This window comes from Porphyrobacter sp. TH134, from assembly GCF_002855495.1.
Lineage (GTDB): Bacteria > Pseudomonadota > Alphaproteobacteria > Sphingomonadales > Sphingomonadaceae > Erythrobacter.
Genome location: NZ_PKRO01000003.1, coordinates 148411 through 173924 on the forward strand (window position 1 = coordinate 148411; position 25514 = coordinate 173924).

Sequence of the window (25514 nt, forward strand, 5' to 3'; positions counted from 1 at the left end):
TCCAAACTGACCACTCGCAGATAGTGTTGCACATTGGCCACACAAGTCCCTGTGTCGCAAAAATTGCAAGCAGGTGTGTTATCCAGCTAGGTGGGTTCGATCGCGGCGCAAGGCAAGGGCTTCCTTGCATGGGGCGCAAGCCTTGACCTCCCCTCGCCTGCGCGCGATGGAGACGCCCTACGATTTGGGAGAGAAATCGGCGATGATCTGGGTCAAGCGCGGCGCGATTGCGCTGATGGGTGTGCTGTTGCTGGCGGCGGTGGTGCTGGCAACGTGGGAACCCTTTGCTGCCAGCGCCGCTGCCCCGCCCCCTTCGCGCATCTACACCGCCGAGATTATCCGCGATGAATTCGGCGTCCCTCACATTACCGGCAAGACCGATGCCGACACCGCTTACGGGGTCGCCATGGCCCATGCCGAGGATGATTTCTTCACCCTGCAAGATGTCGTCGCCATGGCGCGCGGACGGTACGGCGCGATTGCGGGCGAGGAAGGCGCGAAGATCGATTATGCCTACCACCTGATCGACGCGCGCGGCACGGCGGAGCGTGAATATCCGAAGCTTCCCGCCGATACCCGCGCACTGTTTGAAGCCTATGCCGCAGGGCTCAACCAATATGCCGAAGCGCATCCGGGCGAGGTGAAGCTGGCCAATCTGTTCCCGGTGAACGGCATGGATGTCGCCGCAGGCTTTGCGCTGCGCCAGCCGTTCTTCTTCGGGCTTGACGCCGTCATCGGCCCGCTGGTGGCGGGAGAACCGCTGCGCCGCGAGCATGGCCCCGATATTCCCGGCTTCCCGCGTCCACCGCTGCCGGGTGCCGAGCCGGCCGCCCAAGCCCCGCCCCAGCAGGCCCGCACGCTGGTGCTGCCGCTGGGCGAGGATGCCGACCACTTGGGATCCAACGCCTTCGCCGTCGCGCCGAAGAAAGGCGGCGGGGTCACCTCGCTCATCTCGAACTCGCATCAGCCGCTGCGTGGCGGGGTGGCGTGGTACGAACTCGTGGTGGAAAGCGGCGAAGGCTGGCACTTTGCGGGCGCGAACTTCCCCGGATCGCCCTTCCCCTTCTTGGGGCACAACGAACATCTGGGCTGGACCAACACGGTCAACACCCCCGACATGATCGACGTCTACCAGCTGGAGCTCGACGACACCGGCACCCGTTACAAGCTGGACGGGCAATGGCGCGATCTGGAGAGCAAGTGGGTGACCCTGCCGGTCAAGATCGGCCCAGTGGTGCTGCCGATCCGCAAGGAAGTGCTGCGTTCCGCCCATGGCCCGGTGATCCGCAACGCCAAGGGCGCCTTCGCCATCCGCTATGGCGGGATCGGGCAATTGGGCCAGCTCGATGCCTATTACCGCATCAACAAGGCGACCAATTTCGCCGAGTGGGAGGCGCAATTGTCGCGCCTCGCCATCCCGTCCACCAATTTCATCTATGCCGATGATGCGGGCACCATCGCCTATGTCTACAACGCCGCGATTCCCCGCCGGCCCGAGGGGGTGAAGGCCGACTGGCGCAGCATCCTGCCCGGCAACCGCAGCGACCTCATCTGGCAGGGCGCGGTCGATTATGCCGCCCTCCCCCGGATCGTGAACCCGGCGAGCGGATGGCTGTATAATTCCAACAATACGCCCTTCACTGCGGCAGGCAGCGGGAGCGATCTTGACCCGCAAGCCTTTGCGCCCGTCATGGGGATCGAGCTCAAGCAGACCAACCGGTCGTGGCGCGCCTACAAGCTGCTCAGCGAGGCGAGCATCCTTGACCGCGCGGCGCTGGAACGGATCAAATATGATACCGGCTACGAACGCCAGGGCTATGTCGCGCGGTTGTTTAGTGCGCTGGAAGGGTTGAAGGCTGACGGCCAACTCGCCGAGGCCCGCGATCTGCTGCTGAGCTGGGATTTCACCGCCGACGGCAAAGGCCGCGCCGATGCCATCGCCCTACTGATGATCCGCGATTTCATGGCCGCCGATTACAACCAGAAACCCTTCCCCGACGTCGCGGAAAAGCTGCAAGCCGCCGCCGATCACCTCACCACCCATTTCGGCAGACTCGATCCGCCAATGGGCGATCTGCTGCGCTTGCGCCAAGGCGAACTTGATCTGCCGCTCGATGGCGGATCGGACACGCTGCGCGCGTCCACAACCTGGGATGTGGCAGAAGACGGGCGGCTCAGCCTCAAGCATGGCGACAGCTTCATCATGTGGATCGAATGGGCACCCGGCGCGCGGGTTACCTCGCGTTCGATCCAGCCGTTTGGTGCAGCGACCACCCGGCCTGCCAGCCCGCATTACACCGACCAGATGCAGCTGTTTGTCGATCACAAGCTGAAGCCGGTGCATTTCTGGCGCGATGATCTGCTGGCGACAGCCAGCAAAGCCCGTATTGTCACCACAGCGCGCTGACCGATGCTTGCCATTCACCTCATTTTTGCCACCGGAGCCTTCGTCCCATGACCTATAAGTTTGCCGCCGCCAGCCTCTCGGCGCTTGCCCTTGCGCTGGCCGCGCCGTTCAGTCCCGCGCTCGCGCAAGCCACGCCCGCTGCCAGTGCCGTTCCGCAGGCGACCGCCGATCTGCCGACGCTCGTCAGTCAGGTGACGATCCCCTATCAGGAATTCGAGCTGGCCAATGGCCTCAAGGTGCTGGTCCACGAAGACCGCAAGGCCCCCGTCGTCAATGTGACGGTGTGGTACAATGTCGGATCGAAGGACGAGCCCAAGGGCAAGACCGGCTTTGCCCACCTGTTTGAACACCTGATGTTCAACGGATCGGAAAACGCGCCGGCGGATTATTTCCAGTACCTCGCGGAAATGGGCGCGACCGATTACAACGGGACAACGTGGTTCGACCGCACCAACTATTTCCAGACCGTCCCCCGCCCCGCGCTCGAACGCGCGCTGTGGCTGGAAAGCGACCGCATGGGCTATCTGCTCGGCGCGGTGACGCAGAGCAAGCTCGATAACCAGCGCGGCGTGGTGCAGAACGAAAAGCGCGAAGGCGATAACGAGCCGGGCGGGCTGGTGTTCGAACAGGTGCTCAAAACCCTGTTCCCCGAAGGTCACCCCTATCGTCACGACGCGATCGGTTCGATGGCCGATCTGGATTCGGCTGCGATGGACGATGTGAAAGCGTGGTTCCGCGACAAGTATGGCCCCAACAACGCCACACTGGTGATCGCAGGTGACATTTCGGCTGCCGAAGCACGCCCGCTGGTCGAAAAGTATTTCGGCACCATCGCGCGCGGTCCGGTGAACGATCCGGCGCAGGCAGCCGTGCCGACGCTGGCCGAGCCGGTGCGCAAGACCTTCAAGGATCAGGTCGCCGCCACCAATGTCACGCGGTATTGGGCGGTCGAAGGACTGACCGGCAAGGATCGCATCGCGCTTGATGTCGGGGCCTCGATCCTCGGCGGGCTCGCGTCGAGCCGGCTCGACAATGTGCTGGTGCGCGATGAGCAGCTGGCCGTCAGCGTATCGGCCAGCAACTCCGCCTTCCACCGCGTCGGCTTCCTCAGTGTCGAGGCGACGGCCAAGGACGGCGTCGATCTCGCCGCGCTCGAAGCGCGGATGGATGCGGTGGTGAACCAGCTGATTACCGAAGGCCCGACCGAAGACGAAGTGCGCCGCGCGGTCACCAGCAATCTGGCGCGCACGATCCGCGGGCTGGAACAGGTCGGCGGCTTCAGCGGCAAGGCGCAGACCCTTGCGGAAGGCGAAGTGCTGGCGGGCGATCCGGCCTTCTACGCGCGCGAATTTGAAACCCTCGCCAAGCTGACCCCGGCTGACGTCAAGGCGGCGCTGGGCCGCTGGATGACACGCCCCGCGATGACCGTGGTGCTCGAACCGGGTGAGCGCGACGCCGCCTACGAAGAAGCCGCCTCGGTTGCGGCTGACGGCGCCAATGCGTCCGAACGCGACCGGGCGAGCGAGACGATCACGGTATCCTCCGTGCGCCCCGCGCCGCCGATCGACACCATTGCCAGCCTCGATTTCCCGGATGTGGAACGCGCGGCTTTGGCCAACGGAATGAAGGTCACCTACGCCCGCCGCACCGCTGTGCCCGCGACCTATGTTGCCATGAGCTTTGATGCAGGCAGCGCGGCCGATCCGACTGCCAAGCGCGGGCTGGAAGGCCTGACCATGGGCCTGTTCGATGAAGGCACCAAAAACCTCACTGCGCAGGCGATTGCCGAGGCGGGCGAGCGGCTGGGTGCAACCGTCTCGGTCGGCGGGGGCGATGATCGGTCGACCTTCACACTGTCGGCGCTGACGGCCAATCTGGCCCCGTCGCTTGACCTGATGCGCCAGATCATGCGCGAGCCAGCCTTCAACCCGGCTGATCTTGAGCGGGTGCGCGGCCAGACCATCAACGGCATTCGCCAGACGATGAAATCGCCGCAGGGCATCGCCCAGCGCACGCTGACGCCCGAACTGTTCGGCGCAGGCTCGCCCTATGGCGGGGTCAGCACGGTCGAAAGCGTCAGCGCCATTACCCGCGATGATCTGCTGGCCTTCAAGGACAGCTGGATCCGGCCCGACAATGGCGAGGTCTTCGTCATCTCCGACCGGCCGCTGGCCGAGATCCTGCCCGAATTGAACGCCGCGTTCGGCGACTGGCAGGCCCCCGCCGCACCCAAGGGCACCAAGCAGTTTGCGGCCAGCACGAATGCGCAAGGCAATCGCATCATTCTGGTCAACCGCCCCAATTCCCCGCAAAGCTTCATCTATGGCGGCCAGGTCACCGCGCTGGATGCCGGCGATCCGGCGTTTGTCGCCTTCAACAGCGCGAACAATTCGCTGGGCGGCACCTTCCTCTCCCGGCTCAACATGAACCTGCGTGAGACCAAGGGCTGGAGCTACGGCGTCAGTGGGCGCACGCAGGCGCGCGAGAATGCGGTGATCTACGCGATCTCGGGCGGGGTGCAGGCGGATCGCACCGGGGATTCGCTGGCCGAAATGCTGCGCGAAACGAAGGAGTTCCTGACCGAAAAGGGCGTCACCGCCGAAGAGCTGCAACGCAACATTGCATCGGAAGTCGGCGCGCTGCCGGGCCGGTTTGAAACCTCGCCCGCGGTGCTCGGCGCGATGCAGGGCAATGCGATGTTCGGCCGCCCGGATGATTATCAGGAAAAGCTCGCCGGCATCTACACCTCGCAAACCGCCGAAAGCCTCGATGCCGCCGCCCGCGCCGCCATCGATACCGACAAGTTCGTGTGGGTCGTGGTCGGCGATGCCAGCAAGGTCCGCGCCCAGCTCGAACCGCTTGGCCTGCCGATCGAACAGCGCGAGATGGAAGGGGAATAGGCGCCCCAAGCGCAGCGCGCCTCGACCGGAATCGGGTTGAAGCGCGCTGACATGAGTGTAAGTAACGCAATCTGAAGTGCCGGGTCGCCAAGGTCCGCACGCTCACCGCAGGAGTTTGAATATGTCTGTTGCAGGAACCTACAAGACGATCGTGAAGAGCCCGATGGGCGACCAGACCGGCACCCTCACCGTCGTCCCCGATGGCGATACCTTCTCGGGCTCGCTGGTCGGCAGCCTCGGTTCGATGGACATTGCGGGTGGCACTGTCAGCGGCAACACCATTTCGTGGAAGATGAACATGGTCGTGCCGATGCCGATGACGCTCGATTGCGAAGCGACCATCGATGGCGACACGCTGACCGGTTCGGTCAACGCAGGCGCCTTCGGTGCGATGCCGCTGTCGGGCACCCGCGAAGCCTGATCGCTTCATCCGCCATAAAAAGGCCGCCGGAGCTTGCGCTTCGGCGGCCTTTTTTGTGACCGCGCGTGGCGCGAGATTGCCTGCGTTCAGGATCGCGCGCTATTTCAGGCGAGAATACATCAGGAGCAACCGGGATGAAGTTTCACGCCGCCGCCGCCGCCCTCGCCCTAGCCATCGTTCCGGGAGCCTGCATGACCGTGCCTAACACCCACCCCCTTGCCGGCACCCAATGGCAGCTGACCGCGATCGACACGTCGGGCAGCACCACCACCCTCACCCCGGCAGTGCAGCAACGCCACACGATTGCCTTTGTGGACGGCGGGGAAATGCAGCTCCAGCTCGATTGCAATCGTGGCCGATCCAACTGGACGGCGGGCCGGCCAAAGAACGGCGCGGGCAGCATCAGCATTGCCCCTGTGGCAAGCACCCGCATGGCCTGCCCCCAGCCCAGCTTCGGCACCGAACTGGCCGGGCTGGCAGAGGCCCAGCGTTTCGCGCTCACGCTGGACGGGCGGCAGCTGGTGATTGAAGCGCCGCAGCTACGCTACACCTTCACCGCGGCCGAGTAAGCGGCGGCGCGCTACGACCCCCGAATACTACCATCGTCTAGCTATCGCCCCGCGCCGTTCCGCGCGAGTTTGCCCCTCTCGGCACACACGGCATCATCCAGCCGCGCGGCGACCGGGGGGACAAGCGGGAGACGGACAATGGCGACGACATATGAAGGCGCCGCGCCCAAGCATCACAAGGTTACGGGGACGGAAAAGCGCGTCATCCTGGCCTCGTCGCTGGGCACGGTGTTTGAATGGTATGATTTCTACCTCTATGGCCTGCTGGCCACGATCATTTCGGCGCAGTTCTTTTCCGGCGTAAACGAGACCACCGGCTTCATCTTCGCGCTCGCCGCCTTTGCCGCAGGCTTCGCCGTGCGGCCCTTTGGTGCGCTGGTGTTCGGGCGGCTGGGCGACATGGTGGGGCGCAAATACACCTTCCTTGTCACCATGGGCCTGATGGGCTTTGCCACCTTCACCGTGGGTCTGCTGCCCAATTACGCCAGCATCGGGGTGGCCGCCCCGATCATGCTGGTGGTGCTCCGGCTGGTGCAGGGGTTGGCGCTGGGCGGCGAATATGGGGGTGCTGCGACCTACGTTGCCGAACACGCGCCGAACAACAAGCGCGGGCTTTACACCAGTTTTATCCAGACCACCGCAACCTTGGGGCTGTTCGCGGCCCTGCTGGTGGTGATCGGCACCCGCACCCTGATCGGTGAGGAGGCGTTCCTTGACTGGGGCTGGCGCGTGCCGTTCCTGATTTCGGCGCTGCTGCTGGGCGTGTCCTTGTGGATCCGGCTGCAATTGCAGGAAAGCCCGGTGTTCCAGAAGATGAAGGACGAAGGCACCAATTCCAAGGCGCCGATTTCCGAGGCTTTCGGCAACTGGAACAACGGCCGCTGGGCGCTGATCGCGCTGCTGGGCGCGGTCGCGGGGCAGGCTGTGGTGTGGTACACCGGGCAGTTCTACGCGCTGTTCTTCCTTGAAAAAGTGCTGATGGTCGACGGGGCGACGACCAATATCCTGATCGCGGTTGCGCTGGCCATCGGCACGCCGTTCTTCATCTTCTTCGGCTGGCTGTCGGACAAGGTCGGGCGCAAGCCGATCATCCTTTCCGGCTGCGCTCTGGCAGCGGTGACGTTCTTCCCCGCCTTCCACGCGCTGACCGAGGCTGCCAACCCGGCGCTCGCCAAGGCGCAGGCGACGGCCCCGGTGAGCGTGATCGTCAATGATGCGGATTGCTCGGTCCAGTTCGACCCGGTGGGCAAGAACAAGTTCGACGCGAAAAGCTGCGATATCGCCAAGTCGTTCCTCGCCAAGAGCGGCGTCAGCTACTCCAAGGTCGAGGCCCCGGACGGAACCATCGCGCAGATCACGGTGGGCGCGAACACCTTCGTCGCGCCCGATCCCGCGCTGGTTACGGGCGATGAGCGGAAAGCCGCCATCACCGCGTATCAGGACGAATTGAAGGCAGCGCTGGCCACAGCGGGCTACCCCTCCAAAGCCGATCCGGCTGCCATCAACACGCCGGTGGTGATCGCGATCCTCACCTATCTCGTGCTGCTGGTGACGATGGTTTACGGGCCGATTGCCGCGCTGCTGGTGGAACTGTTCCCCACCCGCATCCGCTACACCGCGATGAGCCTGCCCTATCACATCGGCAATGGCTGGTTCGGCGGGTTCCTGCCCACCACCGCCTTTGCGATGGTGGCGGCAACGGGCAATATCTACTTCGGCCTGTGGTATCCGGTGGCGATCTGCGCGGCCACCGTGGTGATCGGGCTGTTGTTCCTGCCCGAAACCTTCCGCCGCAACATCGACGCCTAAATCCGCCAGCCCAAGGGGTCGCGGGAGGGGCGGCGTCCACAAGGGCGCCGCCCCTTTGCTTTATACGCTGCTTGCAGTAACTTGAACGCCGGGATCGAGGGGAGCGGGACATGATGCTGGGCGCGGCGCTGATCGCCGCCGTGATCTATCTGGGCGCATTGTTCTGGCTGGCCGCGTGGCGCGACACCCGCGGCGAGAACCACGCCAATTGGCTGAAGCGCCGGGCGGGCGTGGTCTATGGCCTCAGTCTTGCGGTCTATTGCACCAGCTGGACTTTTTTCGGCGGGGTCGGCACGGCGGCCACCAGCGGGCTGGATTACCTGCCGATCTATCTCGGCCCGATCCTGGTCTTCACCCTCGGCTTCGGGCTGGTCCGCAAGATCCTCGCGCAGGCCAAGGCGCAGCATTCGACCTCGATCGCGGATTTCCTGTCGGCCCGCTATGGCAAGAGCGCATCGCTCGCCGCGCTGGTCACGGTGATCGCGGCCTGCGGAACCTTGCCTTACATGGCGCTCCAGCTGGATGCGGTGGGCACCACGCTGCTGCTGATGGCCCCCGACCTGCGCGCACAGGTGGCGGCGGACGAGCTGGTGCTGATTGTCGCCGCGCTGATGGGGCTGTTTGCCATCCTGTTCGGATCGCGCCGGGCCGACCGGGCCGGCGACAATGCAGGGCTCGTGCTGACGATTGCGCTGGAGGCGGTGGTGAAGCTGGCGGCGCTGTTGGCGGTGGGGATGCTGGCGGTGTGGCTGCTGGCGACAGCGGACGGCGATGTCGCCTCCGCGCGAGGCGCCCCGCTGGCGCTGTTCGCCGACCACCCCATCGATGCGCGCTTCATCGTCCTCACCGGCATTTCAGCCGCTGCCATCCTGTGCCTGCCGCGCCAGTTCCACATGGGCTTCATCGAGGCACCGGGCGAACGCGCCACCACCGCCATGCGGTGGGTCTTCCCTGCCTATCTTGCGCTGACCGCGGCGGTGATCGTGCCGATCGTGCTGGCGGGGCACGCCGTGCTTCCGGCGGGCACTGATCCCGATACCATCGTGCTGGCCCTGCCGCTGGCGAGCGATGTGCCGGGCCTTGCGGTGGTGGTGTTTCTTGGCGGCTTTTCGGCAGCGACCGGCATGATCGTGGTGGCGAGTGTGGCGCTGTCGATCATGATTACCAATGACCTGATCGCCCCGCTGCTGCTGCGCCGCGCGCTGGCGGGCCGGGGCGACCGCAGCCGGGTGCCGGGCCGCCTGCTGCTGATCCGGCGCTGCGTGATCGCCGGATTGCTGGCGGCGGCCTATGCCTTTTATCGCGGCTTTACCGGGATCACCGATCTGGCGGGCCTCGGCACGCTGGCCTTTGCGGCTGCTGCGCAATTCGCGCCGGGGCTGGTGCTCGGGATGGTGAGCCAGCATGGCAACCGCGCCGGGATGCTGACCGGGCTGGCGGCAGGCTTTGCGCTGTGGCTGGCCCTGCTGATTGTGCCTGCTGCCACCGGCACGCTGCCGCTGGTCAGCATCCATGCCGATCCGCTGGTGTCGGGCGTGATCATCAGCCTTGGCGTCAATACCGGGCTGTACTGGCTGGTGTCGGCTGTGGTGCGCCCCTCATTGCTCGACCAGGCGCAGGCCGCCGCCTTTGTCGGCACGCCAATGCCCGGAGAACCGCCGCGCCGCGCCACCGCCAAGCGCGTGGGCGATGTGCGCGCGCTGCTGGTGCAATTCGTCGGGCGCGAACGGGCCGATGCCGCGCTTGCCCCGCTGGCGCTTCGCAACGGCGATCCGGCGGGTGCTGCGGTGCTGGAAATGGCTGAGCGCGTTATCTCGGGCGTGATCGGCACATCATCGGCACGGATGCTGGTGGGATCATGGGCGGGCGGCGATCCCATCCCCCTGCCCGAAGTCGTCGCGATGTTCGGCGAGACGGGCCGCCGGCTCAATTTTTCGGCCGACCTGCTCCAGACCGCGATTGAAAGCATCGATCAGGGGGTGGCTCTGGTGGATAGCGAGATGCAGCTGGTGGCGTGGAACAGCCGCTATCAGCAGCTCTTCGACCTGCCCGACCGGCTGGTCAGCGTCGGCACGCCGATTGCCGATCTGATCCGCTTCAACCTGGCGCGCGAGGCCTTGTCCGAAGCGGAGATTGCCGAACAGGTCGAGCGCCGCCTCGCCTTTATGCGCGCCGGGACCGAGCACCGGATCGAGCGCGTGCAGCACGATGGCCGCGTGCTCCGCATCGTTGGCGCGCCGACGCCGGGGGGCGGCTACACCACCTCCTATACCGATATCACCGCCGACCGGCGGGCCGAACAGGCGCTGGAGGACAAGGTTGCGATCCGCACCCGGCAGCTTTCCGAGGCCAATGCCGCGCTGGCGCAGGCGACCCGGTCCAAGACCCGCTTTCTGGCGGCAGCCAGCCACGACCTGATCCAGCCGCTGAACGCTGCCCGCCTGTTCGCCTCGGCGCTGGGCGAGGAAGTGTCAGGCCGCGCGCCGCTGGAAAAGCTGGTGGCCGATCTTGATGGCTCGATCGAGGCGGCTGACCGGCTGATCCGGGTGCTGCTGGAGATTTCCAAGCTCGACAGCGGCGGCGTGGTGCCCAAGCCTGAAGCCATCGCGCTCGACCAGCTGTTTGCCGATGTGGCCCGCGATTTTGTGTTGCAGGCCGAAGCCAAGGGCCTGCGCCTGAAACGCGCGCGCACCCGCGTCTGGGTCATGGCAGACCGCGCCTTGCTGACCGCGGTGGTGCGCAATCTGGTGAGCAATGCGGTGCGCTATACCACCGCAGGCGGCGTACTGATCGGCGTGCGGCGGCGCGGGGATCAGGCGCTGATTGCGGTCCATGACACGGGCCGGGGAATCGCGCCTGAGGATATCGAGCGGATGTTCGGCGAGTTTGAACGCGGGCCTTCGAGTGACCGCGAAGGGTTGGGGCTGGGCCTTGCGATCGTGCGGCGTTCGGCGCGGCTGCTCGGGGTTGAGGTTGAAACCGCATCGGTGCCGGGACGCGGCAGCCGGTTCGCGCTGGCTATGCCCGTGCTGCGCCGCGAAGCGGCCCCCGCAGCATCGCCCGCGCCGGTACGCAGTGCCAGCCGATTGGGGTCAGCCCGGGTGCTGGTGGTGGACAATGATCCGGCCGTGCTGGCCGCCACGGCCGCGTTGCTGGGCAAGTGGGGGCTTAATGTCACCTGCGCCGCCAGCCTTGCCAGTGCCCGCGCGGCCATGCCCGCCGCGCCCGACATCGCCATCATGGACTACCGGCTCGACGATGCCGAACGCGGCGATGCGGCCTTTGCGATGCTCTGCGCGCACTGGCGCGCGCGTCCGCCTGCGATCCTGCTGACCGCCGAGGCTTCGGACGAGACCGAGGCCGCCGCCGCCCGGATGACCGCGCACCGGCTGCTCAAGCCCGCCCCGCCTGCCGCCTTGCGCGCGCTGATCACGACCGCGCTGGCGCAGGGGCGGGCTCAGGCTCTCGCCGAATCCGCCACCGGCTGATCGACCTCCAGCTTGGCCGCCAACAACACGGCCTGCGTGCGGCTGCCCACGCCCAGCTTGCGCAGGATCGCGGTGATATGCGCCTTCACCGTCGCCTCGGAGATCGTCAGTTCATAGGCAATCTGCTTGTTGAGCAGGCCTTGGCGGATGCCCGCCAGAATGCGGCGCTGTGCTGGGGTAAGGCTGGCGATCCGGGCAAGGTCATCATCCGGGCCTGCGCCGGTTTCAGGAAACCACGCATCGCCTTCGCGCACAGCGCCCAGCCCTTCGCGTATCGCATCAAGGCTGGCTGATTTGGGAATGAACCCCGCCGCACCCAGCTGCGCTGCTGCCGCGGCCACGCGCGGTTCTTCGCTGGCTGACACGATCACGATCGGCAGCGCCGGGTAATCCTGCCGCAGGTCCATCAGCACCGACAGGCCGGTGGAATCCGCCATGTGCAGATCGAGCAGCAGCGCCTCCACCCCGCCCTGCTGCAAAGCCGCACGCGCTTCGGCGGCGGAGCTCGCCTCGATGATCCCCGCCTCGGGCCACACCTTGCCGGCCGCATGGGCCAGCGCGCTGCGGAACAGCGGGTGATCATCGGCGATGACGATGCTTGCCGCCATGGCGTCAGGCGTTCTGCCGGCCTTCGATCAGCCGGTCGACCAGCGAAGGATCGGCCAGTGTCGAGGTGTCGCCCAGCGATCCGAAGTCGTTCTCGGCGATCTTGCGCAGGATGCGGCGCATGATCTTGCCCGAACGGGTCTTGGGCAGGCCATCGGTGAAGTGGATCACATCGGGCGTGGCAACGGGCCCGATTTCCTTGCGCACCTGTGCCTTCAGCTCGGCGAGAAGCGCGTCCGACCCGTCCTCGCCGGCGTTCAGGGTGACATAGCAGTAGATGCCCTGCCCCTTGATATCGTGCGGATATCCGACCACCGCGGCTTCGGCCACCTTGGGGTGGAGCACCAGCGCGCTCTCCACTTCCGCCGTCCCCATCCGGTGGCCCGAGACGTTGATGACATCATCGACCCGGCCCGTGATCCAGTAATATCCGTCCGCGTCGCGCTTGCACCCGTCGCCGGTGAAATATTTGCCCTTGTAGGTGCTGAAATAGGTCTGCCCGAAGCGATCATGATCGCCATAGATCGTGCGGGCCTGCCCCGGCCAGGAATGCGTGATGCACAGGTTGCCCTCGGCCGCGCCGTCCAGCACGCCGCCCTCGCTATCGACCAATTGCGGGCGGATGCCGAAGAACGGCAGGCCGGCGCTGCCCGGCTTCATGTCATGCGCGCCGGGCAGCGTGGTAATCATGCAGCCACCCGTTTCGGTCTGCCACCAGGTATCGATGATCGGGCAGCGGCCCTCACCCACGGTATCGAAATACCAGCGCCAGGCTTCCGGATTGATCGGCTCGCCCACCGAGCCGAGCAGCCGCAGCGACGCGCGCGAGCGGCTCGTCACATGATGATCGCCTTCACGCATCAGCGCGCGGATCGCGGTGGGGGCGGTGTAGATGATGTTGACCTTGTGCTTGTCGACCACATCCCAGAACCGCCCGTGATCGGGGTAATTGGGCACGCCTTCGAACACCACGGCGGTCGCGGCATTGAACAGCGGGCCATAGACGACATAGCTGTGCCCCGTGACCCAGCCGATATCGGCGGTGCACCAGAACACCTCGCCCGGCTGGTAATCGAAGATGTAATGGAAGGTCGTCGCCGTCCACACGCCGTAACCGCCGGTGGTGTGGAGCACGCCCTTGGGCTTGCCGGTCGATCCCGAGGTGTAGAGGATGAACAGCGGGTCTTCCGCATTCATCACCGCGCAAGGGCAATCATCGTTACTGGCAAGGGCTTCGAGCCAATGGTCGCGGCCTTCCTGCATCGCGATATCGCCGCCGGTGTGGGGGACGACCAACACGCCGTCGACCGCGATCCCGGGATGCGCCAGCGCCGCATCGACATTCGCCTTCAGCGGAACGCGCTTGCCGCCGCGCAGGCCTTCATCGGCGGTGATGACGAAGCGGCTGCCGCAATCCTCGATCCGGCCGGCCAGCGCTTCCGGCGAAAAGCCGCCGAACACGACCGAATGCACCGCGCCCAGCCGTGCGCAGGCCAGCATTGCGATCACCCCTTCAAGGATCATCGGCATGTAGATCGTCACCCGCTCGCCCCGGGTAACGCCCAGCTTTTTCATGGCATTGGCCATCCGCACGACTTCGGTGTGCAATTCGCCATAGGTCAGCGCGCGGCCTGCCGAAGCCGGATCGTCGGGTTCAAAGATCAGCGCGGGCTTGTCCGCATGCTGCGGCAGGTGCCGGTCAACCGCATTGTGGCACAGGTTGAGCTGGCCATCCTCGAACCACGTGATGCGGACCGGATCGTAGGCCCAGTCCCCGCCCTTGGTGGGCGCGCGCGTCCAATCGAGCCGCCCCGCCTGTTCCAGCCAGAACGCGTCCGGCGTCTCCACCGAAGCGCGGTACATCGCGGCATATTGCTCGGGCGTGCAATGGGTGGGGGTGTGGGCGGTGGGCCGCTCGACAGCGTGGATCATCTCGACTCTCCCTTATCTGACCCCGTCTTACATCAGGCTACACGCCTCGCGCCCTCAGACAAAGGTCTTACGACCATCGGCTAGCTGGGCGGCAGCGGCAGATCAGGCCATTCTTGCAATCGATAGCAAAAGGATGGGAGGGTCTGATGTTTCACGTGTCCGCACGCCTTGGGCTGCGGGCGGCCTTGCTGGCTGCCACCGCCCTGTCGGCCGCCCCGGCGCTGGCGCAGGAAGCAAGCGTGGATGAACGGCTTGACCGGCTGGAGCTGCTGGTCGAAGGCCTGATCGCGCGGATCGATGCAGGCACGGGCGCGCAGGCGCAGCAGGCCGAGGCGCTTGCAGCCATCCGCACCGAAACCGGCGCCATCCGCGCCGAACAGCAGGCGATGCGCGCCGAAGCCCAAGCGACCGAAGCAACCACCCGCACCCTTGCCGCGCGCCAGGCCGAGATGTCGGACAAGCTGATCGATTTCGCCATCGCGCCGGGCGAAGGGTTCAGGATGGGCAAGACCCGCGTCACCTATGGCGGCTATGTGAAGCTTGATGCGACCTCCCAGCGCACCAGCGGCGGACAGATCGCGGGCAATTCGATCTTGCGCGATTTCCTGTTCCCTTCCTCAATCCCGGTGGGCGGAAGCCCGAGTGGGTTCGACACCGATTTCTCCGCCCGCCAGACCCGGTTCCTGTTCAAGACCGAAACCGATGTCGGGACCGATCACAAGCTGAGCAGCCTGATCGAGCTTGATTTCAACGTCACCGAAGGCGGGAACGAGCGGGTCACCAACAGCTTCACGCCGCGCATCCGCCACGCGCTGATCAATTACGACAACTGGACCTTCGGGCAGGGCTGGTCGACCTTCCAGAATGTCGGCGCGCTGCCGGATTCACTTGATTTCATCGGGGTGACGCCGGGCACCGTGTTCGATCGCCAGCCCTTGATCCGCTACACCAAGGGCGGCTTGCAGATCGCGCTGGAGCAGCCCGAAACCGTAGTCACCACGCAGACCGGCGGGATGGTCACCCCGGGGGACGACCAGCTTCCCGACATCATCGGCCGGTACAACTGGAGCGGCGAGTGGGGCAGCTTTACCGCCGCCGGGATCGTGCGGCAGCTGCACGTGTCCACCGACGATCTGATGGGGGTGGACGATGCAGCCTGGGGCTATGGCCTCAGCCTGTCGGGCAAATTGAAGGTCGGCGAAAAGGACGATCTCAGGTTCATGGCCACGGCGGGGGACGGTCTGGGGCGCTATATCGGCCTCAACATCGTCAATGATGCCGCTGTCCGGAGAGACGGGACGCTCGATCCGATCTTCACCTGGTCGGGCTTTGCCGCCTATCGCCACCTGTGGAGTGACCGGGTGCGCTCGAACCTCGGGGGGTCTTACTTCAAGGCCGACAATCCGGTGCGTCTGACCACCAATCAGGTCACCGATGAAAGCTGGAACGCCTTCGTCAACCTGATCTGGGCTCCGGTCGGGCCGCTCAATGTCGGGCTTGAACTGATGTATGCGCAGCGCACGCTGGAAGACGGGCGCAGCGGCAATCTGCAACGGGTGCAGGTTTCGACGCAGTATAACTTCTGAGGTCGACAGAATTAACCAATTTGGCAATGTTTCACGTGAAACATTGCCGTTTTGGCATTTTTGTGCAGATTTCAGCCGCAAAAATCCCGCCAGCCGATAACGGCCAGCGGGATCCTTGTTGCGCGCTTCCGCGTCAGAACCGGTAGGCGATCCCGGCGCTGATCACCCAGGGATCGAGCTTGTGTGTCGTCTCGATCGCCAGCGTATTGCCGACGAACCAGCGCGCGGTCGTGTCGATGAAGTAGCGCTTCACATCGACGGTAAGGCCGAAACCCTTCTCGCCCACCGGCACATCGAAGCCCGCTTGCAGCGCGAGGCCCAGCTCGTTCGACAGGTTGGTTTCGGTCACGCCGAGCGGCAGGGTGGCCGCGCCAGGCTTGTCGCCGACCCACAGGAAATAGGCCGGGCCTGCGCCCACGTATGGCTTCGCCCCGCCCAGATCGAAGTGGTACTTCGCTGTCACTGTCGCCGGGATCAGCTTGGCGTTCGACACCAGTTCCGCCCCTGCCGGCAGGCCTGCCGTGGTGTCGACATCATGCTGGGTCATGCCCGCAATCGTCTCGATCGAGACATTGTTGGTCACGAAATATTCCACCGCGATCGTCGGCGTCACATTGTCATTGGCCTTGGTCTGCAAGGTGGCAGGCAGGCCCGGCAGGTTGACGTTGATATCGGTGATCTTGCCATCGGGTGCCACGTAAGTGCCGAGCAGCTTGAGCTGGATGTCGCCGGTCCGGTCGGCCTCCTGCGCAACCGCGGGGGCCGCAGCGAGCGCAAGTGCGACCCCGCCAAGCATCAGAACTTTCTTCATATTCCCGTCCTCATCGGCAGCAGTGGCCGCGCTGCGCGGCCCAGGATGGTTGCTGCCTGTGAGGGCCGGATAACCGCGCAGCCCCATCATGCTCATTGATCGGAATCAAAGACGAATGCGCCGCCAGCAAGCATTGCGGCACACATCATGGCGACCATCAGCCCCTCTGCGCCCCCTCAAGGGCTTGCGCTGTTCCGCGCGGCCCTGCCGCCGGGCACGGGCGATGCGCCCACCGCCGACCGGCTGTGTGCGCTGGGCGCGGCGCTGCATCTGGCGCGGGCAGAGCAACTCGCGCCTGCCCCGCAGGAAGACCGGCTGGTGTGGATCGCGGGGGGCGCGGCCAAGCTGATTTCGCCCCATGGGCACGGTCCCGAGGGGCCGGTGCCGGGCGGGCAGGTGCTGGCGTTCCATTTCGCGGGCGATCTCGTGTCGGTGCTGCGGCAATCGGCCAGGGAACTACAGGGCGGCGATTTCCGCCTTGTCGCGCTGGAGCCTTGCGATTTGGTGATCTTTCCCGCCGACAGCTTTCTCGATTGCGCGCAGGGCGATCCGGCGGTGCTGCGTTCGGTGCTCAGCCGGTCGCTTCAGGCGCTCCACCGCAGCCGGACGCGGATGATGCAGATGGGGCACAAGTCCGCCGCCGCCCGCATCGCCGATTTCCTCGTTTCGATGGCCGAACGGCTGGCCGATTGCACAGCGGGGCCTTGCGCCTTCGCGCTGCCGATGAGCCGCCGCGACATTGGCGACAGTCTCGGCCTCACGATCGAGACGGTCAGCCGCCAGCTGACCGAGCTGCGTGAGGCGGGGCTGGTCGCGACCGAGGGGCGGTCAAGGATTGCGCTTGCGGATGTGGCAGCGCTGGCCCGGATTGCCGGGCGGCAGGTGGAGCAGCCGAAAAACTGAACCAAATTTGATTTCGCTCAAACACAAGCATGGCGGCGGCACGCTACAAGCGGGCCGACGGAAGGGATAATTCAATATGGAAACAGTCGTTAAGCGGCTGGGGGTCTGGGCACTTGTCCTGATCGCCAGCGTAGCTGCCATTGCGCTTACGCCGGACGCAGGGTTTGCGGTCCATATGGGGATCGTAGCCCTTGTCGCAGGTCTCCTGATCGTGGCGACGGCCACCAGCTACGATCCGCTGGCGCGCGCCCAAAGCATCTTCAAGATGCCTCCCGGGCCGAGCCGTTACGACGATGACGTGATCCGCTGGGGCGTGATCGCGACGATGTTCTGGGGGCTGGCAGGGTTGCTGGCAGGCGTGTTCATCGCCGCGCAGCTCGCGTTCCCGCAACTCAACTTTGAACCCTATCTTAACTTCGGCCGGGTGCGCCCCCTGCACACCAGCGCGGTGATCTTCGCCTTCGGCGGCAATGCGCTGCTGGCGACCAGTTTCTACGTGGTCCAGCGCACTTGCCGCACCACGCTGGCCTTCCCCGGCATGGCCCGTTTCGTGTTCTGGGGATACCAGCTGTTCATCGTGCTGGCGGCAACCGGCTACTTGCTCGGCATCAGCCAGGGCAAGGAATATGCCGAGCCGGAATGGTATGTCGACCTGTGGCTGACGGTGGTGTGGCTGTGCTATCTCGCCGTGTTCGTCGGCACGCTGCTGCGCCGCCATGAACCGCATATCTATGTGGCAAACTGGTTCTACCTCGCCTTCATCGTGACCATCGCGATGCTGCACGTGGTCAACAATCTGGCGATGCCGGTGAGCCTGCTGGGCGGCAAGAGCTACTCTGCCTTCGCCGGTGTGCAGGATGCGCTGACACAGTGGTGGTACGGCCACAATGCGGTGGGCTTCTTCCTGACCGCAGGCTTCCTGGCGATGATGTATTACTTCGTCCCCAAGCAGGCCGGGCGGCCGGTCTATTCCTATCGCCTGTCGATCATCCACTTCTGGTCGCTGATCTTTCTCTACATCTGGGCCGGCCCGCACCACTTGCACTACACCGCCCTGCCCGACTGGGCGCAGACCTTGGGCATGGTGTTCAGCGTGATGCTGTGGATGCCCAGCTGGGGCGGGATGATCAACGGGCTGATGACGCTGAACGGCGCGTGGGACAAGGTCCGCACCGATCCGATCATCCGGATGATGGTGCTGGCGCTCGCCTTCTATGGGATGAGCACCTTCGAAGGGCCGATGCTGTCGATCAAGGCGGTGAACTCTCTGAGCCACTACACCGACTGGACCATCGGCCACGTCCATTCCGGCGCGCTGGGATGGAACGGGATGATCACCTTCGCCTGCGTCTACTACCTCGTGCCGCGCCTGTGGCAGAAGGAGCGGCTGTATAGCCTCCGCATGATCAACTGGCACTTCTGGCTCGCGACGCTGGGGATCGTTTTCTACGCCTCCTCGATGTGGGTCGCCGGGATCACGCAGGGCCTGATGTGGCGCGAATATGGGTCGGACGGATACTTGGTGAACAGCTTCGTCGACACCGTCGCGGCGCTCCATCCGATGTATATCCTGCGCGCTGTGGGCGGGCTGATGTACCTCAGCGGGGCGATCATCATGGCCTACAATATTGGGATGACCATAGCCGGCAAAAGCCGCGTCGAGGCTCCCATGGGCGACACCGCCCATGATGAAGCCGCCGATCGCCCCCTGCCCCTGCCAGCCGCCGCCCAGCCCGCTGAATAAGCGCTCATCGTAGGAACACAGCCATGAGCAAGAATGCACCCCACAGCGACGTTTTCGAGGGCCACAAGAAGCTTGAGAAGAACGTCACCCTCCTTGCCGCCGCCACCCTGCTGGTGGTTGCGATCGGCGGGATCGTCGAAATCGCGCCCCTGTTCTGGATCGACAACACAATCGAGAAGGTCGAGGGGATGCGCCCCTACACCCCGCTGGAGCAGGCGGGGCGGGACATCTACATCCGCGAAGGCTGCTACACCTGCCACAGCCAGATGATCCGGCCCTTTCGGGACGAGGTCGAACGTTATGGCCATTACAGCCTCGCCGCGGAAAGCATGTATGATCACCCGTTCCAGTGGGGATCGAAGCGCACCGGGCCTGACCTTGCACGGGTCGGCGGCAAGTATTCGGATGACTGGCATGTCCAGCACCTGAAAGCACCGCGCTCCGTCGTGCCCGAAAGCATCATGCCCAATTACAGCTTCCTCGCCGAAGCCGAGTTGCGTGTGGCCGATCCGGCAGCGAACATCACCGCGCTGCGCCGCGTGGGCGTGCCCTACTCCGACACCGACATTGCCCAGGCGAGCGCCGATCTGATGGCGCAGGCCAATCCGGATGCCGACGCGGGGGATCTCGCCGCCCGTTACCCCAAGGCGCAGGTGCGCGACTTTGACGGTGATCCGGCCCGCGTGACCGAGATGGATGCGCTGGTCGCCTACCTCCAGATGCTCGGCACGCTGGTCGACGTGAACAGCGCCGCTGCGCAGGAAGTGCTGACGCAGGAGAAGGGCCAGTGAGCCTCTACGAAACCCTGCGCCACGCCGCCGACTCCTACGGGCTGGCGGTGATTGTCGCGCTCTATCTGACCCTGTGCCTGTGGCACTTCCGCCCCGGCGCAAAGCCCCATGTGGAAGAAGCCAAGCACTCGATTTTCAAGGACCAGACCGATGGTGAATAAGCGCATCGACCACCCCACCGGCACCGAAACCGTCGGCCATGAATGGGACGGCATCGAGGAGCTCAACACCCCGCTGCCGCGCTGGTGGCTGTGGACCTTCTACGCGACCATCGTCTTCGCGGCGGTTTACGTCGTGCTCTATCCGGCCTGGCCGATGATCGACAAAGCGACTGCCGGAACACTCGGCTGGTCGAGCCGCGGCGATCTTGCCAAGGAGATGACCGCGGCTGACATGGCCCGGCAGAGCGTGTTCGAAAAGATCGCCGCGACCGATATCGAAGCCCTGCCCGCCAACCCTGAGCTGATGCAGGCGGCGGTGTCCGGCGGGGCGGCGGCGTTCAAGGTCAATTGCGTCCAGTGCCACGGCGCGGGCGCGGCGGGCTATCAGCAGTTCGGCTACCCCAACCTCAATGATGATGACTGGATCTGGGGCGGCACGCTGACCGAGATCGAATACACCCTGACCCACGGCATCCGCTGGCAGAACGCTGACGATACCCGCGTCAATTACATGCCCGCGTTCGCAGGCGTGCTGGATGCTGGCCAGACCGCGGCTCTGGCGAAGCACGTGCTCTCGCTTAGCGGCAAGGCCACGGGCAACCCGGTCGGTGCGCAGCTGTTCGCCGAAAACTGCGCCGCCTGCCATGGCCCTGCCGGGGCCGGAATGCCCGCGATGGGCGCGCCTGCGCTCAATGACGCGATCTGGCTCTATGGCGGCAGCGAGGCGGCGGTGAGGAAGCAGATTCTCGCCCCCCGTCACGGCGTGATGCCCGCATGGAAAGACCGGCTCGATCCGGTGACGATCAAGATGCTGGCGGCTTACGTGCACTCGCGCGGCGGCGGGCAGCAGGCGGCTCCGGCCCAGCCCGACACCCAGCCGGCGCGCGCTGTTACTCAGACTGCCGACAAGGTCAAAACCGATGGCTGATCCCCGCGATTGGGGCGGCGCCCTAGGCGCGCCAGCGCCTGTTGCCGAACCCGATCTGCGGCACGCCGAGCTCTACGCCAAGGGCAAGACAGTCCACAACAAGCGGATCGACGGCCCCTTCCGCCGCTTCAAGTGGCTGGTGATGCTGGTGACACTGGCGATCTATTACATCACCCCGTGGATCCGCTGGGACCGCGGGCCCTACGCGCCGGATCAGGCGGTGCTGATCGATCTCGCCAACCGCCGCTTCTACATGTTCGATATCGAGATCTGGCCGCACGAATTCTACTTCGTCGCCGGGATGCTGATCATGGCCGGAATCGGGTTGTTCATCGTCACATCTGCTGTGGGCCGCGCATGGTGCGGCTATGCCTGCCCGCAGACGGTGTGGACTGACGTGTTCCAACACGTCGACCGCTTCTTCGACGGCGACCGCAACGCGCGCGCGCGGCTCGACAAGGCGCCGTGGGGCGTCGCCAAGACCACACGCCGCCTCGCCAAATGGGCGGTCTATCTCGCCATCGCCTTCTGGACCGGCGGGGCGTGGATCATGTACTTCGCCGACGCGCCAACGCTTGCGGTGGATTTCTGGACCGGGAACGCCGCACCGGTAGCCTATGCCACGGTCGCGATCCTCACCGGCACGACCTTCTGGCTCGGCGGGTTCATGCGCGAACAGGTGTGCGTCTACATGTGCCCCTGGCCGCGCATCCAGACCGCGATGCTCGACGAAAAGTCGCTGATCGTCACCTACAAGGACTGGCGCGGCGAACAGCGCGGCAGCCTGAAGAAAGCCGCTAAGAACCCTGACCAATATGGCGACTGCATCGACTGCAACATGTGCGTCGCGGTCTGCCCGACCGGGGTCGATATCCGCGAAGGTCAGCAAATCGGCTGCATCACCTGCGGGCTGTGCATCGACGCCTGCGACAAGGTGATGGTCGAGGTCGGCCGCCCGCGCGGCCTCATCGACTATGCCACGCTTGACCAGTGCAAGGCCGAAGCGGCGGGTGCGCCTGCCACGCCCGCATGGAAGGCCCTGCTGCGCCCGCGCATCTTCCTCTATTTCGGCGTCTGGGGCGCGATTGGCGCCGGGCTGCTGTTCGCGCTCGGCACCCGCACGCACACCGATCTCACGGTCTCGCCCGACCGCAATCCGCCGTACATGCTGCTGAAGGACGGATCGGTCCGCAACGCCTACACCCTGCGCCTGCGCAACATGGAGGCCCGCCCGCGCGAGATGGAAGTGGCGATGGTGGGCCTGCCCCGCGGCGCGGTGATGTGGACCGATGCCGTCAGCATCGAAAACGCCGCGCCGGTTCAGATCATCGCCGTGCCCGCCAACGAGACCAAGATCGTGCGCGCCTATGTGATGCTGCCTCCGGGGACGGATGAGGACGATAGCGAACACTTCGCCTTCCGCCTGACCTCGCTCGACGAACAGGGCGAGCAGGACATCGCCGAGACCACCTTTGCCCAACCCATTCCTGACACGCCCGAGGACGACGAATGACCAGCAAATCCAGCGCCTTCACCGGCAAACACATGGCGATGGTCTTCATCGGCGGGTTCGGCGTGGTGATCGCGGTCAACCTCGTCATGGCAAGCTATGCCGTTGGCAGCTTCCACGGCACCGTGGTCGACAATTCCTATGTCGCCAGCCAGAATTACAATGGCTGGATCGCCAAGGCCGAGGCCTCCAAAGCCTTGGGCTGGCAGGCGATCCCGCAGCGCCGCGCGGATGGGCGGGTGGTGCTCGAAACCCTCGCTGTGCCCGCCGAAGCAGCCATCACGGCCGAGGCCGAACGCCCGCTGGGTGCGCGCGAGGCCGCCCGCCTGACCTTCGCGCCGCAGGGCCAGGGCCGCTGGCTCTCGAACGAGATGCTGGGCGCAGGTCGCTGGCAAATCCTCATCGGCATCCGCGCAGGCGCGCAGGAATGGGCCGGGGAAGGGGATCTGCGGTGAACGCCCCAGCTCACCTTTCCCCGGACGACGCCCGCCCGCTGATCTCGACCCGCTTCACTGTGCCGGGCATGAAATGCGCCGGGTGCATCGGCAAGATCGAGCGCGAATTGCCCAAGGTCGCCGGCATCGCCGCCGCGCGGGCGAACTTCTCGGCCAAGCGGGTGGCGATCAGCCATGATCCGGCACTGGGGGAAGACACGCTGACGGCGGCTTTGCTGGCACTGGGCTTCGAAGCGCAGCCGGTTGCCGACAATCCCATGGGCGTCGAGGTTGAGGAGCGCAAACGCCTGAACCGCGCGCTGGGCGTGGCGGGCTTCGGCATGATGAATGTCATGCTGCTCTCGGTCAGCGTCTGGTCGGGCGCGGATGGGGCCACGCGCGAGCTGTTCCATTGGCTCTCGGCGCTGATCGCGCTGCCGGTGATCGCCTATTCGGGCCGTCCGTTCTTCGCCTCGGCGTGGATGGCGCTTTCGCACCGCCGCACGAACATGGACGTGCCGATCAGCATCGGCGTGATCCTCGCGACCTGCCTCAGCCTCTACGAGACCATCACCGGCGGCGCGCATGCCTATTTCGACAGCGCGGTGATGCTGTTGTTCTTCCTGCTCGCAGGCCGCGCGCTCGATGCCGAGATGCGCACCCGCACACGGGCCGGGATCGGCGCCTTGCTGGGGCGGATGGGCAAGAGCGCCTCTGTTATCGCGCCGGACGGCACCACCCGCCGCATCGCCGCCAAGGATCTGGAACCCGGAATGCTGGTGCTGGTCGCCGCTGGGGAAGCGCTGGCGGCCGATGGCGAAGTGGTGGGCGGCATCAGCGCCATCGACAACGCCATGCTGACCGGCGAAAGCGCGCCCGAGCCGGTGGGCCCGGGCAGTGCGGTCCATGCTGGCGCAATCAACCTCTCCACCCCGATCCGCGTGACGCTGACCCGCGTGGCCGAGGATACCGCGATTGCCGAAATCGCGCGGCTGATGGACGAGGCGGGGCAATCGCGCAGCCACTATGTCCGCATCGCCGACCGCGCCTCGCGCCTCTATGCGCCGGTGGTGCACAGTCTTGCCGCGCTGGCTTTCGTCGGATGGATGATTGCGGGCGTAGGCGTGCACCAATCGCTGACCATCGCGATTGCGGTGCTGATCATCACCTGCCCCTGCGCGATGGGCCTCGCTGTCCCCGCCGCGCAAGTGGTGGCGAGCGGCGCGCTGCTGCGCCGGGGCTTGCTGGTGAAGGACGGGAGCGCGCTGGAACGCCTTGCTGAAGTGGACATCGCGCTGCTCGACAAAACCGGCACCCTGACGCTGGGCGAACCGCGCGCGGATGTGAGCGCGCTAGGTGCCGAGGCTCGCGCCATCGCGCTGGGTCTGGCGCAGGCGAGCCGCCACCCTTTGAGCCGCGGCCTCGCCGCTGCGCTCCTGCGCGAAGGGGCTCAGCCCGCCGCCATTGACCACATCCGCGAAGACAGCGGCATCGGCCTCACCGGCACATGGCAGGGTGTTGCCGTCGCGCTGGAGAAGCCCGACGGCGAAGCGCAGGCGCTCGCCACCACCTTACGCATCGGGGACACCGCGCAGACGATCACCTTCGCCGATCCCCTGCGCAGCGATGCCGCCGCAACCCTCGCCGCCCTTCGCGCGGAGGGAATGACCGCCAGCATCCTCTCGGGCGACCGCGCCGCGCCGGTCGACACGATCGGCCGGGCCTTGGGTCTGACCGCTCAGGCCGAGGCCACCCCGCAAGCGAAACTCGCCGCATTGGAAGCCCTCAAAGCTCAAGGCCTCCGCCCGCTGATGGTGGGCGATGGGCTCAATGATGGCCCCGCGCTGGCCGCCGCGCACGCCTCGATCGCGCCGGGCACCGCATCCGACGCCAGCCAGCAGGCCGCCGACGCCGTGTTCATTGGCGAAGGGCTGATGCCGGTCGCGCTCGCGGTGCGGGTCGCCAAGGCGACGATGCGGATCGTGCGGCAGAACTTCGGCTTCTCGATTGCCTATAACCTGCTCGCCGTGCCGCTGGCGGTGTTCGGCCTCGTCACCCCGCTGATCGCGGCGATTGCCATGTCGGTAAGCTCGCTGGTGGTGGTCGCCAATTCGCTGCGCCTGGCCGGAGCCGCCAGATGACCGGCCTCGCCTTCCTCATCCCCATTGCGCTCGGCATGGGGTTGCTCGGCCTTGCCGCCTTCTTCTGGTCGATGAAGGACGGGCAGTATGACGACATGGACGGCGCGGCGAACCGCATCCTGATCGATGAGGAGGACGAGGCGTGAGCTGCGGCCTCTCCCTCGCCTTGGCCGCGCTACTGCCGGTGATGCTCGGCCCGCTGCCCGCACAAAACACCGCGATCACCGCAAGGCTGTGCAATGGCGGCACGATCACCATCCCGCTCGGGAACGACGCCCCGGCGGACGATAGCCGCAACTGCCACCCCAAGGGCTGCCACTCGGGCACCTGCCGCGAAAAGAACGAACAAAAGGCCACCAAGCGGACGAATTGA

General features: G+C 65.7%; 20 protein-coding genes. 17 read left to right on the plus strand and 3 right to left on the minus strand.

The features are described from left to right. Positions 1-202: 202 nt before the first annotated feature. From C0V72_RS02690 to C0V72_RS02715, 6 genes are all read left to right on the plus strand, one after another. A complete protein-coding gene (locus C0V72_RS02690; protein ID WP_101791706.1) occupies positions 203-2407 on the plus strand; it encodes an acylase in 2205 nt (734 codons plus the stop codon). A 47-nt stretch (positions 2408-2454) separates the two neighbouring features. Beyond that, positions 2455-5307 (plus strand): M16 family metallopeptidase, encoded by a 2853-nt coding sequence (locus C0V72_RS02695; RefSeq protein ID WP_101791670.1) that lies wholly within the window; start codon positions 2455-2457, stop codon positions 5305-5307. 121 nt (positions 5308-5428) lie between these two features. Next, positions 5429-5728: a hypothetical protein gene (locus C0V72_RS02700; RefSeq protein ID WP_101791671.1), complete on the plus strand. Its 300-nt coding sequence runs from the start codon at positions 5429-5431 to the stop codon at positions 5726-5728. A gap of 134 nt (positions 5729-5862) precedes the next feature. After that, positions 5863-6297: an META domain-containing protein gene (locus C0V72_RS02705; RefSeq protein ID WP_101791672.1), complete on the plus strand. Its 435-nt coding sequence runs from the start codon at positions 5863-5865 to the stop codon at positions 6295-6297. 138 nt (positions 6298-6435) lie between these two features. After that, positions 6436-8106, plus strand: a complete 1671-nt coding sequence (locus C0V72_RS02710) for an MFS transporter (protein WP_101791673.1) — start codon at positions 6436-6438, stop codon at positions 8104-8106. A 110-nt stretch (positions 8107-8216) separates the two neighbouring features. Next, positions 8217-11594, plus strand: a complete 3378-nt coding sequence (locus tag C0V72_RS02715) for a PAS-domain containing protein (protein ID WP_101791674.1) — start codon at positions 8217-8219, stop codon at positions 11592-11594. Here the strand turns inward: C0V72_RS02715 and C0V72_RS02720 are convergent. Further along, complete coding sequence (locus C0V72_RS02720) at positions 11564-12202, minus strand: response regulator transcription factor (RefSeq protein ID WP_101791675.1); 639 nt, start codon at positions 12200-12202, stop codon at positions 11564-11566. The two genes, C0V72_RS02715 and C0V72_RS02720, sit on opposite strands and share 31 nt — an antisense overlap. Before the next feature lie 4 nt (positions 12203-12206). Then, complete coding sequence (gene acs / locus C0V72_RS02725; RefSeq protein ID WP_101791676.1) at positions 12207-14132, minus strand: acetate--CoA ligase; 1926 nt, start codon at positions 14130-14132, stop codon at positions 12207-12209. 155 nt (positions 14133-14287) lie between these two features. Between acs and C0V72_RS02730 the strand changes: the two genes are divergently transcribed. Continuing rightward, entirely contained in the window at positions 14288-15718 is a 1431-nt protein-coding gene (locus C0V72_RS02730) for a DcaP family trimeric outer membrane transporter (RefSeq protein WP_233999741.1), read from the plus strand. Positions 15719-15851: 133 nt separating this feature from the next. Here C0V72_RS02730 and C0V72_RS02735 read toward each other — a convergent pair whose 3' ends face one another. Next, positions 15852-16529, minus strand: a complete 678-nt coding sequence (locus C0V72_RS02735; protein WP_172438881.1) for an OmpW/AlkL family protein — start codon at positions 16527-16529, stop codon at positions 15852-15854. A gap of 147 nt (positions 16530-16676) precedes the next feature. Here C0V72_RS02735 and C0V72_RS16755 point away from each other — a divergent pair, with 147 nt between their 5' ends. From C0V72_RS16755 to C0V72_RS02785, 10 genes are all read left to right on the plus strand, one after another. Beyond that, entirely contained in the window at positions 16677-17432 is a 756-nt protein-coding gene (locus C0V72_RS16755; RefSeq protein WP_101791677.1) for a Crp/Fnr family transcriptional regulator, read from the plus strand. Positions 17433-17508: 76 nt separating this feature from the next. Beyond that, a complete protein-coding gene (gene ccoN, locus C0V72_RS02745; protein ID WP_101791678.1) occupies positions 17509-19176 on the plus strand; it encodes a cytochrome-c oxidase, cbb3-type subunit I in 1668 nt (555 codons plus the stop codon). Between the two features lie 23 nt (positions 19177-19199). Beyond that, the gene (gene ccoO, locus C0V72_RS02750; protein WP_101791679.1) at positions 19200-19967 is read left to right on the plus strand and encodes a cytochrome-c oxidase, cbb3-type subunit II; all 768 of its coding nucleotides are present in this window, start codon (positions 19200-19202) and stop codon (positions 19965-19967) included. Beyond that, positions 19964-20128: a cbb3-type cytochrome c oxidase subunit 3 gene (locus tag C0V72_RS02755; RefSeq protein WP_101791709.1), complete on the plus strand. Its 165-nt coding sequence runs from the start codon at positions 19964-19966 to the stop codon at positions 20126-20128. Before ccoO ends, C0V72_RS02755 begins: the two co-directional genes overlap by 4 nt. Next, positions 20118-21056 (plus strand): cytochrome-c oxidase, cbb3-type subunit III, encoded by a 939-nt coding sequence (ccoP, locus tag C0V72_RS02760; protein ID WP_101791680.1) that lies wholly within the window; start codon positions 20118-20120, stop codon positions 21054-21056. The genes C0V72_RS02755 and ccoP overlap by 11 nt, the downstream gene beginning before the upstream one ends. Next, a complete protein-coding gene (ccoG, locus tag C0V72_RS02765) occupies positions 21049-22569 on the plus strand; it encodes a cytochrome c oxidase accessory protein CcoG (protein WP_101791681.1) in 1521 nt (506 codons plus the stop codon). Before ccoP ends, ccoG begins: the two co-directional genes overlap by 8 nt. After that, a complete protein-coding gene (locus C0V72_RS02770; protein ID WP_101791682.1) occupies positions 22566-23021 on the plus strand; it encodes a FixH family protein in 456 nt (151 codons plus the stop codon). Before ccoG ends, C0V72_RS02770 begins: the two co-directional genes overlap by 4 nt. Next, positions 22994-25141, plus strand: coding sequence for a heavy metal translocating P-type ATPase (locus C0V72_RS02775; protein WP_101791683.1), 2148 nt, complete (start codon positions 22994-22996; stop codon positions 25139-25141). Before C0V72_RS02770 ends, C0V72_RS02775 begins: the two co-directional genes overlap by 28 nt. After that, positions 25138-25287, plus strand: coding sequence for a cbb3-type cytochrome oxidase assembly protein CcoS (ccoS, locus tag C0V72_RS02780; protein ID WP_101791684.1), 150 nt, complete (start codon positions 25138-25140; stop codon positions 25285-25287). Before C0V72_RS02775 ends, ccoS begins: the two co-directional genes overlap by 4 nt. Beyond that, positions 25284-25514: a hypothetical protein gene (locus C0V72_RS02785; protein ID WP_143704510.1), complete on the plus strand. Its 231-nt coding sequence runs from the start codon at positions 25284-25286 to the stop codon at positions 25512-25514. The genes ccoS and C0V72_RS02785 overlap by 4 nt, the downstream gene beginning before the upstream one ends.